The organism is Kocuria kalidii, from assembly GCF_044462225.1.
Lineage (GTDB): Bacteria > Actinomycetota > Actinomycetes > Actinomycetales > Micrococcaceae > Kocuria > Kocuria kalidii.
The window spans coordinates 1-17123 of record NZ_JBISWJ010000087.1 but is presented as its reverse complement, the minus strand read 5'-3'; the positions used below and the strand labels follow the sequence as shown (position 1 = coordinate 17123).

At 71.5% G+C, this 17123-nt stretch carries 18 protein-coding genes, 1 tRNA gene and 1 pseudogene; 14 read left to right on the top strand and 6 right to left on the bottom strand.

Annotation, left to right across the window (positions count from 1 at the left end; genetic code table 11):
* Positions 1-19 precede the first annotated feature (19 nt).
* From ACH9D3_RS12995 to ACH9D3_RS12965, 7 genes are all read left to right on the top strand, one after another.
* Positions 20-1351 (top strand): deoxyguanosinetriphosphate triphosphohydrolase, encoded by a 1332-nt coding sequence (locus ACH9D3_RS12995; protein ID WP_396399023.1) that lies wholly within the window; start codon positions 20-22, stop codon positions 1349-1351.
* 136 nt (positions 1352-1487) lie between these two features.
* Positions 1488-3368 carry a DNA primase gene (dnaG, locus tag ACH9D3_RS12990; RefSeq protein WP_396411256.1) on the top strand — a complete coding sequence of 627 codons (1881 nt, stop codon included), beginning with the start codon at positions 1488-1490 and terminating at the stop codon, positions 3366-3368.
* An 88-nt stretch (positions 3369-3456) separates the two neighbouring features.
* Positions 3457-3532, top strand: a tRNA-Asn gene (locus tag ACH9D3_RS12985).
* 321 nt (positions 3533-3853) lie between these two features.
* Positions 3854-4357: a hypothetical protein gene (locus tag ACH9D3_RS12980; RefSeq protein WP_396411255.1), complete on the top strand. Its 504-nt coding sequence runs from the start codon at positions 3854-3856 to the stop codon at positions 4355-4357.
* Positions 4358-4427: 70 nt separating this feature from the next.
* Positions 4428-4619, top strand: coding sequence for a hypothetical protein (locus ACH9D3_RS12975; protein ID WP_396411254.1), 192 nt, complete (start codon positions 4428-4430; stop codon positions 4617-4619).
* Positions 4620-5033: 414 nt separating this feature from the next.
* On the top strand, positions 5034-5624 hold the full coding sequence (locus ACH9D3_RS12970) for an ester cyclase (RefSeq protein ID WP_396411253.1): 591 nt from the start codon (positions 5034-5036) through the stop codon (positions 5622-5624).
* A 132-nt stretch (positions 5625-5756) separates the two neighbouring features.
* Positions 5757-6434, top strand: coding sequence for a hypothetical protein (locus ACH9D3_RS12965; protein ID WP_396411252.1), 678 nt, complete (start codon positions 5757-5759; stop codon positions 6432-6434).
* An 89-nt stretch (positions 6435-6523) separates the two neighbouring features.
* Here ACH9D3_RS12965 and ACH9D3_RS12960 read toward each other — a convergent pair whose 3' ends face one another.
* Together ACH9D3_RS12960 and ACH9D3_RS12955 are read right to left on the bottom strand one after the other, a co-directional pair.
* A complete protein-coding gene (locus ACH9D3_RS12960) occupies positions 6524-6658 on the bottom strand; it encodes a hypothetical protein (RefSeq protein WP_396411251.1) in 135 nt (44 codons plus the stop codon).
* 43 nt (positions 6659-6701) lie between these two features.
* Positions 6702-7205 (bottom strand): hypothetical protein, encoded by a 504-nt coding sequence (locus tag ACH9D3_RS12955; RefSeq protein WP_396411250.1) that lies wholly within the window; start codon positions 7203-7205, stop codon positions 6702-6704.
* A 118-nt stretch (positions 7206-7323) separates the two neighbouring features.
* Between ACH9D3_RS12955 and ACH9D3_RS12950 the strand changes: the two genes are divergently transcribed.
* On the top strand, positions 7324-7605 hold the full coding sequence (locus tag ACH9D3_RS12950) for a hypothetical protein (protein ID WP_396411249.1): 282 nt from the start codon (positions 7324-7326) through the stop codon (positions 7603-7605).
* 384 nt (positions 7606-7989) lie between these two features.
* Here the strand turns inward: ACH9D3_RS12950 and ACH9D3_RS12945 are convergent, their stop codons facing one another.
* Both ACH9D3_RS12945 and ACH9D3_RS12940 read right to left on the bottom strand, forming a co-directional pair.
* A complete protein-coding gene (locus ACH9D3_RS12945) occupies positions 7990-8385 on the bottom strand; it encodes a hypothetical protein (protein ID WP_396411248.1) in 396 nt (131 codons plus the stop codon).
* A 175-nt stretch (positions 8386-8560) separates the two neighbouring features.
* The gene (locus tag ACH9D3_RS12940) at positions 8561-8755 is read right to left on the bottom strand and encodes a hypothetical protein (RefSeq protein WP_396411247.1); all 195 of its coding nucleotides are present in this window, start codon (positions 8753-8755) and stop codon (positions 8561-8563) included.
* 110 nt (positions 8756-8865) lie between these two features.
* Between ACH9D3_RS12940 and ACH9D3_RS12935 the strand changes: the two genes are divergently transcribed.
* On the top strand, positions 8866-9060 hold the full coding sequence (locus ACH9D3_RS12935) for a hypothetical protein (protein ID WP_396411246.1): 195 nt from the start codon (positions 8866-8868) through the stop codon (positions 9058-9060).
* A gap of 225 nt (positions 9061-9285) precedes the next feature.
* Here the strand turns inward: ACH9D3_RS12935 and ACH9D3_RS12930 are convergent, their stop codons facing one another.
* A complete protein-coding gene (locus ACH9D3_RS12930; RefSeq protein WP_396411245.1) occupies positions 9286-10764 on the bottom strand; it encodes a nucleoside transporter C-terminal domain-containing protein in 1479 nt (492 codons plus the stop codon).
* Positions 10765-10912: 148 nt separating this feature from the next.
* On the opposite strand from ACH9D3_RS12930, the pseudogene ACH9D3_RS12925 reads away from it, so the two are divergent.
* From ACH9D3_RS12925 to ACH9D3_RS12915, 3 genes and pseudogenes are all read left to right on the top strand, one after another.
* A pseudogene (locus tag ACH9D3_RS12925) lies at positions 10913-11818 on the top strand (nucleoside hydrolase); the annotation flags it as partial.
* A gap of 39 nt (positions 11819-11857) precedes the next feature.
* Positions 11858-12793: a PfkB family carbohydrate kinase gene (locus tag ACH9D3_RS12920; RefSeq protein ID WP_396411272.1), complete on the top strand. Its 936-nt coding sequence runs from the start codon at positions 11858-11860 to the stop codon at positions 12791-12793.
* A gap of 101 nt (positions 12794-12894) precedes the next feature.
* Positions 12895-13419, top strand: coding sequence for an HPP family protein (locus ACH9D3_RS12915; RefSeq protein ID WP_396398996.1), 525 nt, complete (start codon positions 12895-12897; stop codon positions 13417-13419).
* A 297-nt stretch (positions 13420-13716) separates the two neighbouring features.
* Here ACH9D3_RS12915 and ACH9D3_RS12910 read toward each other — a convergent pair whose 3' ends face one another.
* Complete coding sequence (locus ACH9D3_RS12910; protein ID WP_396411244.1) at positions 13717-13980, bottom strand: hypothetical protein; 264 nt, start codon at positions 13978-13980, stop codon at positions 13717-13719.
* A gap of 378 nt (positions 13981-14358) precedes the next feature.
* On the opposite strand from ACH9D3_RS12910, the gene ACH9D3_RS12905 reads away from it, so the two are divergent.
* Both ACH9D3_RS12905 and ACH9D3_RS12900 read left to right on the top strand, forming a co-directional pair.
* Positions 14359-15579 (top strand): heparan-alpha-glucosaminide N-acetyltransferase domain-containing protein, encoded by a 1221-nt coding sequence (locus tag ACH9D3_RS12905; protein ID WP_396411243.1) that lies wholly within the window; start codon positions 14359-14361, stop codon positions 15577-15579.
* Between the two features lie 598 nt (positions 15580-16177).
* A complete protein-coding gene (locus ACH9D3_RS12900) occupies positions 16178-17080 on the top strand; it encodes a phage holin family protein (protein WP_396398992.1) in 903 nt (300 codons plus the stop codon).
* The last annotated feature ends 43 nt before the right edge of the window (positions 17081-17123 follow it).

Below are 17123 nucleotides of genomic sequence, written 5' to 3'. Positions count from 1 at the left end.
ACGACACGGAAGGAACGGCATGCCCCACACGTCCATCGAGGTTGACCGCACCGGTGCGCCCGCCCCGGGCTACGAGGCCCGCGACGTCGCGCGCTGGGTCGCGGAGGACCACCACAACAAGTACCGCTCCGACTTCGAGCGGGACCGCGCCCGGATCCTGCACTCCTCGGGCCTGCGACGGCTCGCGGCCAAGACGCAGGTGGTGTCCCCGGACACCGACGACTTCGTGCGCAACCGCCTGACCCACTCCCTGGAGGTCGCCCAGATCGGCCGGGAGCTCGGCCGGATGCTCGGCTGCGACCCCGACGTCGTCGACGCCGCCTGTCTCTCCCACGACCTCGGCCACCCCCCGTTCGGGCACAACGGGGAGTCGGCCCTGCACCGGCTGACCCAGCACATCGGCGGCTTCGAGGGCAACGCGCAGACCCTTCGCCTGCTCACCCGGCTCGAGCCGAAGGTGCTCGACGACGACGGAGGGCCCGCGGGCCTGAACCTCACCCGCGCGGTCCTGGACGCCGCCTGCAAGTACCCGTGGCAGGCGCACGAGGCGCCCCTGCGCCCGGACGGGTCGCGGTCGCCGAAGTTCGGGGTCTACACGGACGACCTGCCGGTGTTCACGTGGCTGCGCGAGGGCGCCCCGGCGCGCACCCAGTGCCTCGAGGCGCAGGTCATGGATCTCGCGGACGACATCTCCTACTCCGTGCACGACGTCGAGGACGCGATCGCCTCCGGTCTCGTGCAGCTGGGCTGGCTCGCCGACACCCTCCAGCGGGACCGGGTCCTCGAGCTCACCCGCCGCTGGTACCTGCCCCAGGCCGACCCCCGGAACCTTGACGCCGCCCTGACCCGCCTCGAGGACTCCTCCCTGTGGGTCCGGGAGATGGACGGGTCCCGGAAGGACCTCGCGCGGCTCAAGAACATGACGAGCCAGCTCATCGGCCGCTTCGCGATGTCCGCGGTCGGCGCCACCCGGGACATCTACGGCGAGGACCCGCTGACCCGCTACGACGCCCAGCTCGTCGTCCCGGAGGAGACGTCGGTGGAGATCGCCGTGCTCAAGGGCATCGCCACGACCTACGTCATCACGGTCCGGGACGCCCAGCCGATCTACGACAACCAGCAGGAGGTGCTCTCCATCCTGGTGGGCGCGCTGATGGACTCGGCCGGCCGCTACCTGTCGCCCGCCTTCGCCGCCGACTGGCACGACCTCGGCGAGGGGCCGGGCACGGAGTCCGCCCGGCTGCGGCTGGTCGTGGACCAGATCGCGTCCCTCACCGACCTCTCCGCGGTGGCCCTGCACGACAGGATCCGGGGCACCCACTGGCGCGTGGGGGACAAGCCGCTCTGGTGACCCGCACCGGGGGCGCGGCGCCGGATCCGCCGCTCGCACCGGGCCCGCGTCGGCGGCCGCTGCGCCCCGTCCGACGGGCCGCCACCGGCGGCGGGGCCCGCCCGCGGGCGTCGGCTCGCGGACCTAGACTGTCGGTGTGGCAGGACTGATCAGACGCGAGGACATCGACGAGGTGCGCACGCGCACCGACATCAAGGAGATCGTCGACGGCTACGTCACCCTGAAGAGCGCCGGCATCGGGTCCTGGAAGGGTCTCTGCCCGTTCCACGACGAGCGCACCCCGTCCTTCCACGTCCGGCCCCAGATGGGCACGTACCACTGCTTCGGCTGCGACGAGTCCGGGGACGTCATCTCGTTCCTCATGACCATGGACCACACGACCTTCTCGGAGACCGTGGAGAAGCTCGCGGCCCGGGTCGGCTACCAGCTGCACTACGAGCAGGGCTCGGGCCCCAGCAAGGAGGAGGTCGGGCGCCGCCAGCGCCTGCTGGACGCGCACAAGGTCGCGGCGGAGTTCTTCCAGCGCAGCCTCTACACCCGCCAGGCGGCACCCGCCCAGCAGTTCCTGGGGGAGCGGGGCTTCGACGGCGAGGCGGCCAGGCGCTACGGGGTGGGCTACGCCCCGCGCGGCTGGGACCACCTCCTGAAGCACCTGCGGGAGCGCGGCTTCACGGACCAGGAGCTCAAGCTCACCGGCATGTTCTCCGAGGGCAACCGCGGCCTCTACGACCGCTTCCGGGGCCGTCTCGTCTGGCCCATCCGGGCGGTCGCCGGCGAGGTCATCGGCTTCGGCGCCCGCAAGCTCCACGACGACGACCAGGGCCCCAAGTACCTCAACACCCCCGAGACGGCGCTGTACAAGAAGTCCCAGGTGCTCTACGGCATCGACCTCGCGAAGCGGGAGATCGCCAGGCAGCGCCGCCTCGTCGTCGTCGAGGGCTACACCGACGTCATGGCCTGCCACCTCGCCGGGGTCACCACGGCCGTGGCGACGTGCGGCACCGCCTTCGGCCCCGAGCACATCAAGATCGTCCGCCGCTTCCTCTCCGACGACGGCGGCGGTGGAGAGGTGGTCTTCACGTTCGACGGCGACGCCGCCGGCCAGAAGGCCGCCCTGCGTGCCTTCGAGGAGGACCAGAAGTTCGTGGCCCAGACCTACGTGGCGGTCGAACCCCACGGGATGGACCCGTGCGACCTGCGCCTCGCCCGCGGGGACGCCGCCGTGGCCGAGCTGGTCGACAACCGCCGCCCCCTGTTCGAGTTCGCGATCCGGGCGACGCTGAAGAACTTCGATCTGGACACCATCGAGGGCCGCATCCGGGCGATGCGGGCGTGCGCCCCCATACTGGCGCGCATCCGGGACCGCTCCCTGCGTCCCGCCTACGCACGGCAGCTGGCCGGCTGGCTCGGCCTGGAGCCCTCCGAGGTCCAGCGCGCCGTCGACGCCGCCGGCCGCACCCAGCGCGACGAGCGGCCCGCGCCCCACCAGCCCGCGGAGGCGGAGACGTCCGGGCAGGCCCCGGTCGAGCTGCCCGACCCGCGCGAGCCCGTGGCCCGGATGGAGCGGGAGGCGCTCGAGACCGTCATCCAGTGCCCGGACCTGATGCAGGAGCGGCACTGGGAGGAGTTCGGCCTCAGCGTCTTCCGCTACCCCGTGCACGGGGCCGTGCACGACGCCGTGCTGGCCGCCCGCACGGAGCTCCCCGGGGGCGGGTCCGCCGTGCCGAGCGGCCAGGTCTGGGTGGACGCCGTGCGCGGGCACCTGCCGGAGCCGCTGCACGGCTACCTCGCGGAGCTCGCCGTCACGCCGCTGCCGGCCACGACCCAGCAGCAGCTCGAGCGCTACACCGCGGACATCCTCAACCGCCTGTTCGAGCTGCAGATCAACCGGCGGAAGTCGGACCGTCTCGCCGAGCTCCAGCGCACGGACCCCTCCGGGCAGCGGGACCGCTACCAGCAGCTCCAGCGGGAGCTGCTGGAGCTGGAGATGCAGCGCCGCGGCCTGCGCCAGGACTGACCGGACCGCCGCGACCGGGCCGGATCGGATTTGTCGAAGCCCGACGGGGACGGTAAAGTGATGCCTCGTTGCACGCGTGCGTGCACGGTCCCCCGTAGCTCAATTGGCAGAGCATTCGACTGTTAATCGAAGGGTTACTGGTTCGAGTCCAGTCGGGGGAGCCACGAAGAAGGCCCTCATCAGCGGAGACGCAGATGGGGGCCTTTGTTGCTCTGGGGCACCAGTGCTCGTCGGGGTCACGGCGGGGACGCGTCCTTTCGCGATGGCTCACCGACAGTGCGTTCGCCTCGGACAGCCTGATGGCCGCTGCCCCGAGCTCGACCTCGGCTTCCGGGTGGTCCTGGGTGGTGATCTCCCCGTCGGTCGCGCGCGGGCGCTCTCCCGGGCCGAGACGCGGACCGGCTCGCTCCCCAGGTGTGCGGACGGACGGGAGACAGTCCGGCTGGCTACGCTGAGGTGCACGGTGAGGCAGGCAGGAGGAGCTGATGGTCGCGGAGTCGCAGGGGCGAGACTCCGGGGTGCCGCAGAAGCGCAGGACGTGGTGGTGGTGGCTGGCCGTCTGGGCCCTGTGGACCTTCGCCGCTGACGACCTCCTCGAGGCGGCCCTCGACTGGATGGTGGCCATCGGCGGGTACGGGTTCTCCAACGCCGTGCTCGGGCTGCTCACCCTCGGGGTGTGCTTCATCGGGATCCAGCGCACCCACGTCCGGCACGCCGGACTGGAGGCCGAGGGCGATCCGGACCCGCTGCCGGCCGTCTACGACTACACGACCCAGGCCCAGGCCGGGCTCTACCTGGGATGGGGTGCCGCGGTGCTGGGATGGGCGGTCCCGCTGCTGCTGCTGAGCTTCGTCGGGCCGCTCTCCGCCCTGACGCCGGCGCCGATCATCGACACGACCTTGCTGGTCTGCGGGCGGATGCAGCTGGACCACGCCCGCGCCATGGACGCCCGTCGCGGGATGCCACCGGCGGCCGCCGGCCCCGGATGAGGTGACAGCCGCCGGCACCGGTCCGTGCGACGATGCGAGCACTTATGGTGTCGATCGTGAAGGAGCAGGCGTGTCGAGGCGATGGCAGCAGGTGCTCTTCCGAGCGGCGATCATCGTGGCCCTCATCGTGGGGCTGCGTCTGATCCTGGGCGAGTGGAACTGGTGGCTGACCGGGATCGGCGTGGCCTGGCTGCTGCTGACCGACCTGTGGTCTCCTGGCACACGTCGCAGCGGGGAAACCGGCCCGCAGGAGAGAGCATGACACCGGACCGATGCCTTCGCTGACAGGTGATCGGGATGCTCGTCGGCGCGGCGTTCCTGGTACTGGCGCTGCTGGACATGTGGCCGCCGGAGACCGGCCTCGACCGGTCCTTGGCCGGACTCACCGTTGCCGCGGTCCTCCACGACTCCTCGCTGGCGGTCCACGAGTGGCGGCAGGGTCGGATGAACGGTTCAGCGACTGAAGCGCTACCGGTCATGGTGCACACCCCAGGTGACGGCGGGGCACACCGGAGCGCTTCGTTCTCGCGTAGCAGCAGCGTCATGAAGGCACTGCGAGTCACAGGCCCGCGACATCCGGGCGGATCCCTTGGTCCCTGTCACGGCCGGTGCCTACCGTCGAGTGCCGGCTCTGCCGCAAGGGCGGGAGAGGGGTCCACCAGAAGCGGAGGTCACCATGAGCGACACCCACACGTCCGTCGTCGGACCGGTCCCGGACGAAGGCAGGGACCGCCGGGTAGAGGTCGAGCAAACCATCGCGGCTCTCAACGCCCACGACGCCGCCGGGTTCGCGAGCACCTACGGCCCGGAGGCGATCGTCTACACCCCTGCCTCGCCGGAGCCGGTGCGCGGCAGAGCCGCCATCCAGCAGGACACCCAGCAGTGGTTCACCGCGATGCCGGACATGACCATGGAGATCGAGGAGTTGGTGGTCGACGGTCCTACGGCGGCGATGCGGCTGTTGTTCGTGGGCACTCACACCGGGCCGCTGCTGACGCCGTCCGGGGCGGTTCCGCCCACTGGCCGGCGGGTGTCCGTGCCCATGGCCGTCTTCAACCGGCACGACGAGAGCGGGACGACGGAGGTGGAGCACCGCTACCTCGACATGATGGCCATGGCCCAGCAGCTCGGCCTCGTCCGAGGCCCGGAGCAGCTTCTCCCGCAGCTGCGGCATCGAACACCGGGGCGTTCACGGTGGCACCAGCTCGGGCGCGTTTGTGACGCACACTCGGTGGTGACCAGTAACGATCGCGAGGTCATCTGCTGACCCCTGCGTCGTCGGCTGGGCGACGTGACGACACTGGTGCCGTGGGCCCGGCCAGCCGGGCCCGAAACATCCACCGCACCAGCCGTGGACAGCGTCCGGCCCGTCCGCGGCACCCCGCCACGAGGACCGATCATGGACACTGCACACCGTCTCGTCGCCGCGGCCGCCGCCGCTCTGTTCGCCGTCGCCACTCCAGCCGTGGCGACCGCCCAGGAGCCCACCCCATCGGAGGAGCAACCTGTCGAGGCCCCGTGGCCCCCGGCCAGTACGCACGGGCAGTTCCTCCCGCTGCCGGAAGAGGCCGTGCAGCCCCTCACCGTCCCGGCGTGCGACACGGAGGTCACGGTGTCCATCGGCGAAAACGACCGGACCGTGCACCGGGTCTGGGTCACCGACACCGGGGACACGGTCATCGAGCTGCGCGGCACCGCCTCCTTCGACTTCACGCGCGCCTCCGACGGGGCCACCCTGGACGAGGTGGAACTGGACGGCGCCGCATTCCAGACCATCAGCGCCGACGGGACCACCGTGACCTTCGACCAGTTCGGGCCGGGGCTGCTGATGTCCGAGACCGAGGACTCGGCTGCGTTGTCGGCCGGCGCCGGGCTGCCCGAGGACTTCCTCTTCCTGGCCGGACGATTCACCGCCACGGTCACCTTCGACCCGGAGACCGTGGACGAGTCGGGGTTCCCGACGGTGGTCTCGGCGGAGATCACGGAGAACACCACCGAGTACGTCTTCGATGTCTGTGACCTGCTCGATCAGGCGGCCGCCGGCGAGCAACCCGATCTGCCGGAACCGACGGACTGAGCCGGTCGACTCTGCTGCGTGCCGTCCGGGCGAACGCCCCGGTCTCCGTCGTGGAGCAACCGGGGCGTTCATCGTCTCGGGGGGTCGGGTCAGGCGTCGACGGTGCCGAACATCTCGTCGAGCTCCTCCTCCTCGTCGGTCCGGCCCTCCACCAGGTCGTAGCGCGAGACCTCCACGACCGCGGTCAGCAACACGTCCTCGCGGGCGACCGCGGTGCGTGGCACGATGCGGGGACCACGACGACCGGGGGGAGTGCCTTGTCGGCGCTCAGCTCCAGTCGGCGCCGGCCGGAAGGTCCGCCGGTGTGCCGAGCACCCCGACGGCGACCACCCGAGCCACCAGCACCAGCAGCGGCGGGATGATCGCCAGCCCCACGACCCAGGCTCGCTCGCGGTAGGCGCGGGCGAACAGCTCCTCGGTCTCACCGTCGGCACCGCCGACCCACTGGCGGTAGGAGAGCTTCCCCGCGTACTGACTGAAATAGCGGGCCAGGACGTAGCCGTAGGCGAAGAAGGCGGCCCCGACGGCCGGGACGACGACCGTTTCGGTGCCCGTCACGCCGTAGAGGACCTGGGTTCCCACGGCGATCATCAGGAACAGGCTCATCGCCAGCATCGCGACGTGGAACAGCGTCACCGACAGCCGGGTGGAGACCACCGGGATCTCCTCGGGGCTCCCGGCGATCCGGGTGGCGATGGGGGCGCGGGCCAGCGTGGCGATGATGATCACGAAGAACAGGACGAACACGACGGCGAACGAGCCGATGACCACGGTGGACTGCCTCCCCTGTCGGACCGGCGGCCGTTGCCTCCAGACACCCTCAGCCTAGAAGTTGCAGGCGCGAACTGCTGTCCGCACTGCTGTGGATCTGCACGAATCCCCGAGGGGCATGGAACGGAGGCTGCCGCCGCAGAAGGTCGCGGCCACGCGCACGAAGACGACCTGCTCCAAGTGGTCATCGGAAGAGCCGATCGACACGGCCGCCGAGTCGCGCAGAAGCACCCGGACGGTGCGGCGACCCACCGGGGCGTCCAAGAATCCGGCCGGTCACCGCACCGTGCAGTTCGACGATCCCATGGAAGCCGCCGAAGCGATCCAGCTGGCCGACCCGCTGCTGCGCTTCGTGCATCGGGCCGGGAATCGGCTTGCGAGTGATGCGGACAGCCGCTGAGTCGGATCCCTCCGCCTCGCCCGCGAAGAACGGCTGACGGAGCATCCGCCGTACATCGGCCTCGGACATGTTCAACTCCCGAGATGTCGTCTCCACGCCGTCCTTACCCTGGCCGGCGGTGACGCGGTCGGGGCCTTGTGCTGTGCAGGCGGTGCGCACGCTCTGCCCGCGCTCGCGGGCCGTCGACGACCCGAGGACCGCGCAGAGGGGACTGCTGCACGCCCGCGCGCCACCCGGCGGTGCGTCCGTCCTCGAGCCCTCGGGCTGCCGAAGCGGGCGGCCGGTCGGCGGAAGGGCCCCGTGATGTCCGGGGCGGGGGCGAAGGCGGTGCCCGGGTCCTTCAGATCAGGGGCACCGCGCCCCGTGGCGATGGTCGGGTCCGACCTACTCGGTCCGCGGCAGCCGACGGACCATGGCCACGCTGCTTCCGGGGACGATGCCGTACAGGAACCCTCCGACCGGCTCGAAACCGTGCTCCTGGACGGCTCGGGCGATCCTGGTCCGACCCTCGTCCGCCCCGGTGAAGCCCGTGACCGTGCTCGCGGCGAAGACCGGGCCGACGTCGGTCTCGCTCTCCACCACCTTCCAGCGGGTCGGCCCCTCGAACCCGGGACCGGCGTCCTCGCCCCATTCCACGACCAGGGCGTACAGGGTGTTGGTGCCCTTCTCCAGCTCCTCGATCGCGGTGGCCACGCTGCTGCGCAGGAGGTGGATGTCGCCGCCGCAGTCGCGCTCGAGGTGCTCGCGCAGAAAGGCCGACAGGGTGTCGTGGTCGGCCATGAGGGGTCCTCCTTCGGTTCCCGGACGGATGCTGTGGCACAGATCGTAGATCCGATCCCGCGCACGCAGATAGCCTCCCGGGGCGTCGCCGGGCGTCGCCGGGCGTCCCGGCCAGCGGTGGACGAGGTGGCACCGGACCGGAGCCCGGACGGGCCTGCGGTCCGGCCGGGCGGAGTCAGCCGTCGCCGGCTCCCGGGCCCCGCGGCTCGTCGGCCGATCGGGGCGGGTGCTCGCGCTGCCGGCGGCGGGTGCGGACGAGGATGGAGGCCACCAGGCCGACGACGACCAGGCTCACCAGCACGAACAGGACGATGCTGGCCGGTGAGCCGGGCTCCACGAGACCGGAGGCGGCGGGGACGAGGATGCTCATGGTCCGAATCTAGTGCCGGAGCCGGCACCCGGGGGCCCGCCCGGTCGGTGAGCCGGCCCGCGGCCGGTCGCGGGCCGGCTGATGCGCGCCGGCCGAGAGGGGAGCCGTCGGTGCCGACGTCGCTGACGCTCAACCTGGTCGCACTGGCGTTCTTGACCGCCGGGCTGGGCTTCCTGTCCCGTGGCCTGCGCGTGGGCAAGGGCACGATGCCCCAGGGCCGAGACCGTCGTGCCGCCGCCGCCCTGTTCGCCGTCTCGGCGGTGCTGTTCCTGACGGCCGGTGGCTTGTCGATGTCCGGGGACTGAACTCCCGGTGGCTCCGTGGCGGCCCCGACAGGAGCCGGGACCGCCACGGGCGACGCGCGCCGGCAGGGGCGCTGCGTGCGGCAGGTCCACGCCCCCCGACGTGACCTGCACTGTCGGGCCGCTCGGAGGCGGCTCGCCGACAACATCAGCCTAGGCGGCGGTGCACGGGTCGGGGAGCCCCACTTGTGTGCACAAGCATGATCCCAGGGGCTCCCGTCCGTGACGTCAGCCGATGAGCATGCCGGCGATCGCGGCGCTCATGAGGTTGGCGAGCGTCCCGCCGAGCACGGCCCGCAGGCCGAGCTGGGCGATGACCGAGCGGCGGGACGGGGCGATGCCGCCGAGTCCGCCGAGGAGGATCGCCAGGGAGCCGAAGTTCGCGAACCCGGTCAGGGCGAAGGTCACGATGGCCTGGGTCTTCGCGGAGTAGTCGTCGATCTGCGGGGCGAAGTCGGCGAAGGCGACGAACTCGTTGAGCACGAGCTTCTGTCCGAGGAAGCTGCCGGCGTCGAGCGCCTCGGCCCAGGGGACCCCGACGACGAACATCACCGGCGCGAAGACGTACCCGAAGAGCTGCTCCAGGGTGAGCTCGCCCAACCCGAACAGTCCGCCGATCGAGCCGAGGATGACGTTGACGAGTGCGATGAGGGAGATGAAGGCGATGAGCATCGCACCGACGTTGAGGGCCAGGCTCAGACCGTCGGACGCGCCGCGGGCCGCGGCGTCGATGACGTTGGCCGGCGCCTCCTCCTCCTCGACGGGATCTCCCGCCGCGTCCGTCGCCGACACCCCCTCCGGGTCGGCGGACCGGGCGACGTCGTCGGGCCGGACGGCGTCGCCGTCGCCCCGGTCCGTGGTCCCGGCGTCCTGCCGGCGTGCGATCTCGAGGGCCGCATGGGAGGTCGCCCCGCGTCGGGCGCCGCCGGCGAGCCAGCGCCGCGCGCCGCGGCGCTCCTCCCCGGCCGGGTCGCCGGCGCCCTCCGCGGTGCCCGACGGTCCGTCGGCGACGCCCGGGTCGTGCGCGGGCGCGCCCGCCGGCGCCTCCTCCATCGCCCCGGTCGGGACGAGGAGCTTGGCCATGAGCAGTGCGGCCGGCGCCGCCATGAACGAGGCGGCGATGAGGTACTCGAGCGGCGCTCCGAGCAGGGAGTAGCCCACCAGCACGGAGCCGGCCACGGTCGCCAGTCCGCCGCACATGACGGCGAAGAGCTCGGACCGCGACATCTTGGCGACGTAGGGCCGGATGACCAGCGGCGCCTCGGTCTGTCCCACGAAGATGTTGGCGGCCGCGTTCATCGACTCCGGTGTCGACGTGCCGAGGAGCTTCGCCAGCCCGCCTCCGATGATCTTCACGACCCACTGCAGGACGCCCAGGTAGTACAGCACCGACGTCAGGGCGGCGAAGAACACGATGACCGGCAGCACCTGGAAGGCGAAGACCCCTCCCTCCTCGGGCAGGACCGGGCCGAAGAGGAAGTCGATGCCGGCGGCGGAGGAGTTGATGACGGCCTGGACCCCCACGGTCATGGCCTCGAGCACGACGCGACCGGCCGGGACGTACAGCACGAGCACGCCGAAGGTCACCTGGAGCGCCAGGGCCAGGGCGACGGTCCGGATCCGGATCTTGCGGCGGTCCACCGAGAACAGGACCGCAATGGCGAGGAGAGCGATCATCCCGCCGATGCCCCAGAACACGTCGATCATGAGCGTCTTCCTTCCGTCGAATGTGCCCGGACTGCCGGTCGGGACGTCGGTGCAGAGCCTGCCCCGTGCGAACGACGACGCCCCTGTCGTACGGGGTACTCTAGCCTGGGCGCTGTGAGGTGCCTCTCACCGACCGACCCGAAGGGTGATGGAGATGGCCGATGCGGATGCCCGTCCGTTCTACCTGGACTGCGACACCGGCATCGACGATGCCGTCGCCCTGACCTACCTGGCGGCCACGCCCTCGGTCGACCTGCGCGGCATCGGCACCGTCAGTGGAAACATCGACGCGGTGACCGCGGCCCGCAACACCGTGGACCTCCTGGCCCTGCTGGACCGGCCGGACATTCCGGTCGCGGTGGGCGCCCGGCATCCCCTCGTCGGCGAGTTCGACGGAGGAAGCCCGGACGTGCACGGCGCCAACGGCATCGGGGACGTGCACCTGCCGAGGGCGGCCGCTGAACCGGTGGCCGAATCGGCGGACGCGATGCTGGTCCGGCTCGCCCATGAGCATCCGGGCGAGCTCCACGTGGTGGCCATCGGCCCGCTGACCAACCTCGCCCGCGCTCTGCGGCAGGAACCGGGCCTGCCCGAGCTGGTGGGCAGCGTCACCGTCATGGGCGGTGCCGCCCTGGTCCCCGGCAATCTGACGTCGGTGGCCGAGGCCAACATCCGGCACGACCCCGAGGCGGCCGCCGAGGTGTTCGACGCCGCGTGGGAGGTGACCCTGGTGCCGCTGGACGTCACCATGGAACACCTCCTGGACGAGGACCAGCGCGAGCAGATCGCCGCCGTCGACCATCCGGTGATGCCCCCGCTGGCCGACATGCTCGAGTACTACTTCGACCACTACGTCGGCATCTTCGGCCGGCCGCTGTCCGCCATGCACGACCCGTTGGCCGCGGCGGTGGCGGCCGGCACCGTTCGCCCTGGCCTCGCACCGATGGTCCGGGTCCAGGTCGACACGACCGACGGTCCCGGGCGCGGTCAGACGATCTGCGACATGCGCGGCCGCTACGCGGGCTACCCCGATCCGGACGGAGGCCGGTGCCGGGTCGTGCTCGAGCTGGCCGAGGACTTCGCGCCGCACCTCCTGAGCACGTTCCGCCGGTTCGCCCCGTCCCCGCCGGCGGAGTCCGTGCGGCCGTCCCTCACCGTCGTAGGCAGCGTCAACATCGACCTGACGGCGGTGTGCGAGCGGCTGCCCACGCCCGGGGAAACGGTCGGCGGCGCGACCCTGCAACGGCAGCCGGGGGGCAAGGGCGCCAACCAGGCGGTCGCCGCCGCACGACTCGCCGGTCGCGCACGGATGATCGGTGCCGTCGGTGACGACCCGGACGGCGGCGCCGTCCTCCGCAGCATGGCGGCAGCCGGGGTCGACGTCACCGGCATCCGACGGGTGGCGGCACCGACCGGCACCGCGCTCATCGCCGTGGACCGCGACGGGGAGAACCAGATCGTGGTCTGTGCCGGTGCCAACGCCGAGGTGTCCGTCGACGACGCGACCTTCTCGCCGGACGACGTCGTGCTCTGCCAGCTGGAGATCGAGCTCGACGCCGTCCGCGAGGCGGCCCGACGGACCACGGGCTTCTTCGCCCTGAACGCCGCCCCGGCCATGCCCCTCCCGGGCGATCTGGTGAACCGGTGCGACCTCATCATCGTCAACGAGACCGAGTACGAGCTCAACCCCGGGCTGGCCGACGCCACGCTGGTCGCGGTGACCTACGGCGCCGAGGGCTCGGCCATCTACGAGCACGGGCGGCAGGTCGCCTCCGCACCCGGCAACACGGTCGCCGTCGTCAGCACGGTCGGCGCCGGAGACGCGTTCTGCGCCGCGCTGGTGCTCGCCCTCACCTCCGGGCACGACTACGAGACGGCGCTTCGCGCCGCCAATGCGGTGGGCGCGCATGCTGCCGGCGACCCCTCGGCGCAACCGGAGTTCTTCCCGCTGGAGCACTACCTGTCGTCCGCGGAGGATGCCGACAGCACCCCGTCGACGGGAGAATCGCGATCCCACGGCCGCTCCTGACCCCGCCCGGAGCCATCCTGCCCGGCGGCGGGGTGTCCGGCAGCGGCTGGGCAGCGGCGGCATCCCGCGGGGCGCCGGGCGAAGGAGCGGAGTGAGACAGCATGGCACCACCTGAGCGCATGCGGCGCAGCGACCCGGAGGCGGACTGGAGACGTGTCGCCACGGTCAGCGCAGCCACGGTGATCACCGTCGTGCTCATGATCGTCGTGGTCGAGCAGATCGCCGAACAGGCCGTCCTCGTCACCTCGCTGGCGGCGTCGACGTTCCTGCTCTACTACCAGCCGCTGCACCGGATGAACCGGTTCGTCCCCGTGGTGGGCGGGCACCTGATCGCGGCCGGAGCCGGGTTCCTCGCCGATGAGGTCATTCCCAGCAGCACCCTGGCGCTGGCCGTCGCGATCACCGTCACCGTCACCACGCTGGCCTCGTTGCGGATCATCCACCCGCCCGCGGTCAGCACCAGCGTCGTGTTCGCCTACCGGCCCCACGACGCCAGCGCCCTGCTGACCTTCTCCCTGACACTGGCCGTCGTCGTCGCCCTGGCGGCGGTCTACCTCCTCCTGCGCCACGTCATCGCACCCCGCCGGTGGGCACACCTGTTCGGCCTCGACGAGCATCGCCCCTGAGGACCTGCGGTGCATCGGCCTCTGGGCCGGACGGAAAGACCGGTTCGCCGGCGGAGTCGATGGAGGGACACCGGACCGTCGTCGACGTCGTGGCGATCGTTGCCGGAATCGCGGCCGGGCCGGGCCGTGACCGGACGGGGAGACGCGGGGCCGGCCGGACTTCGCCGCTCTCCGGCGCAACCGACGCCCGGAAGCCCACGGTTCCGCACGAAGATGCTGTGGGCCCGCGAGAACCGGCACGACCACGACCGGGTGGCCCGGGTCGTGCCGCCGACGTCGTTCCGCCACGGGTGCGCCTCATCCCGTGAAGCTGATCCGGACGCCCTCCGTGGGGGCGGGCACGTCGAAGACGGCCGTGCAGTTGAGAAGGGCGGTCCAGACGGCCACACGAACCTCGGTCTCCGACTTCCCCTCGGGGTAGGAGGAGACGGTCACGGCCCACTCCTGGCCGTCGAACAGCATCTCCACGGACGTGACGGTGACGCCCCGGGCGGCCAGCGCTCCGACGACGCCTGCTCGGACCAGGGACTCGGCGGGATGGGCGCGAGGGATGGCGGTCATGGTGGTCGTCCTTCCCGCGGGAGCTCGGATCCCGCTCTTTTCCATTGACTCGCATCCAGTCGCAGAAGTAATGCCCGCTCTTCGGTGGACGTCCCGGCACAGGGGACCGGGTCCGCACCACTGCCCGGGGAACGCGCAGGTGGTTCCCACGGAACCACTCAGGCCTGTCACTCGCTCGAAGAGCGCCCGTGACGCGACGGAGGTGGAGGGACCGAGTCGCCCGGACTCGCGGAGGTCGCATGCTTGCGAAGACGTTACGGAATTCTCAGGTCCGTCCTAGCCGGAGCCGGAGTCCGGGCCGCATCCTTGGTCCAGGGCGGCCTCGGAAGCACCGGCATCCCGGACACGGTCCGATACACAGGGGGAACCATGCACTGGATGGCCAGGACAGCCCGACCTGCCGCGTCCGGGGAGCGGCGCACCGGCCGGAATCCGTCACGACGACTGGTGGGCGTCGACGCGGCCCGTGGTCTGGCGCTCATCGGTCTGATGTCCGTCCACGTCCTGCCGTCCTCCGACGACGAGACCCACGAGCCCACCTGGTCCCACATCCTCTTCTCGGGCGACTCGGCGGCGCTGTTCGCGCTGCTGGCCGGCGTCGGCCTGGCCTTGGCCTCCGGTGGGACCCGTCCGCACGAGGGCGGGAGGTTGACCGCGGACCGGGTGGCGCTCGTGGTGCGGGCTGTGCTGATCGCCGTGCTGGGACTGGGGATCGGCTCTCTGCTGTCCGACGACCTGCCGGCGGACAACATCCTGATCTACTACGGCGTGTTCTTCCTGCTGGCCGTTCCCTTCCTGGGCTCGGGTCCGACGTCGCTGTTCGGCGCAGCGGCGGTCTTCCTGGTCACGGCTCCGGTCCTCATGCAGCTGCTGCGCGATCCACTGCCCGATGTCGTCTCCAGCAACCCCACGTTCGGAGATCTGCTGACACAACCGGTGGCGACGGCCGCCCAGTTGTTGCTCACCGGCACCTATCCTGCCCTGGCGTATCTGGCCTATCTGCTGGTCGGCATGGGACTGGGCCGGCTCGACCTCGGGAGACGGGCGGTCCAGGTCCGCCTGCTGGCGGTCGGCGCAGGTGTGACAGTCTGCGCCCAGGCCGCCTCGTACCTGCTGCTCCACGGCCTCGGCGGCTACGAACGGCTGCTGGCCGCCTCGTCGGGCGATGAGGAGGAACTGACCGAGCTGCTGGTCTGGGGAGGGGAGTGGTTGCCCACCGGCACATGGTGGTCACTGGCGGTCGACGCGCCGCACACCAATGCTCCGCTGGCCATCGCGGTGAGCCTCGGCACCGGCATGGCGGTGCTGGGCCTGTTCCTGCTGGTCTCTCACGCCGTCGGCGCCTGGTTGTTGCCGTTGTCGGCGATGGGGTCGATGACCCTGTCCCTGTACACCGCCCACCTGGTCGCGCTCTCCCTCGAGGTGCACTACGACCAGCCCCATCTGTGGCTCGCCGTCCAACTGGTGACGGCGGTCCTGTTCGCCGTGGCATGGCAACGAACACTGGGGCAGGGGCCACTGGAGCGGGTGGTCGGCGCCATGTCGAAGAGCGCCCGCCGACGGTCCCTGGCCGCATCCTCGGCCAGGGAGCGCGACTAGGGGACCGCGGGCTGCGCGGGATCCGTGCGTCCAGGAGGCGGGGACGGCAGCGCGGATCCCGGACGGCGCACCCCCCGGTTCCCGCGGGACATGACCGGAGCGGTCCTCGAGTCGATCGGCGTTGCCGCCGCACGCTCGATGGTCGCGTGCCACCGGGTGCCCGTCCTGGCGCACGCTCGTGACGGGCCGGGGCGGTGAAGACGTACGACCGGGCACACCGCCCGCACGGAGTCCTCGGCGGGCAGACACCCGACGGACGCCGCCGACAGAAGACCCGGCATCCCCGGTCATGGGGCTCCGCCGGGCGCCCACCCTCGGCCGCCCGGACGAGAGGGGCAGGACGGCGTACGCGCAGGTGCACGTCGTCGACAACAGGGTGGTCGACCACAGGGAGGTCGACCACAGGGAGAAGGGGGAGCCCGACACGAAGAGGCACGGGTCACCGGCAGACGGACGGTGCCCGTGCGGCGACCGGACGGGCACCGTCCGTCTGCGTGACCCGGACGGACGACAAGCCCGTGCAGGCCCGCCCCCGGCGTCCCCGATGGTAGCTTGGTGCTCAGTCCACGTACTTTTCTCATCATCAACGGAGGCGGGCATGAGTCATTCGGTAGGCCCCAGCACGGGCGGGGCGTCGCGAGCGGAGTCGGAGCAATCCGACCCCGGGTCGGCGTCGATCCTCGACGTCGTCAAGGTCTTCGGGCGCCTGCTGCCCAAGCAGCTCAAGGACGAGGCGCAGCTCGCCAAGATCGAGCTCACGGAGAAGGCCAAGACCCTGGGCAAGGGGGCGGCCTTCGTCGTCGTCGGCCTGGTCTTCCTGCTCCTGGCCACGATCGCCCTCGTGGGTGCGGCGATCGCGGGTCTGTCGCAGCTCATGCCGGCCTGGCTGGCGGCCCTGTTGCTCGCCGTGCTGTTCCTGATCATCCTGGCCGTCGCGGCGCTCATCGGGGTGGCCACCATCAAGAAGGCCCTGCCGCTCGTGCCGCGCAAGGCGATCTTCGGGGTCAAGTACGACCTCGGCGTGGTCAAGGAGGGCTCCGCCTACACCGAGGGCCGTGTCCAGCGCGAGGAGCAGCAGGCCCGCGAGCGCAAGGAGCAGGAGAAGCGCGAGGCCGCCCAGGATCCGGCCCAGCAGAAGCCCCCGGCGCCCACCGAGGAGCAGCTGCGGCACCGGCTCACGCTGCGCCGCGACCACCTCAAGACGCTGCGGGACGACGTGCAGGGCCGCGCGGAGACCATCCACTCCGTGACCAAGGGCTTCGTGGACCGCACGAACCGCACCGTGCAGACCACGCAGAAGGACGTCAAGGGCCTGTTCGCCCAGGGCGGCTCGACGTCGGGCGCGACGTCCCGGGTGAAGTTCGGGTCGAGGTTCGGTGCGACCGCGGGGTCGACCTCGGCCACGGCGCAGTCCGGCCTCGGCGACCGGTGGCAGCCGCTCTCGGTCCTGGCCGTGGCGGGGAGCGCGTTCGTCGTCTTCCTCCGCAAGCTGTTCCGGTGACCTCGCCGTCCATGGGCCTCCCGTGGACGAGCGCACCGGTCGA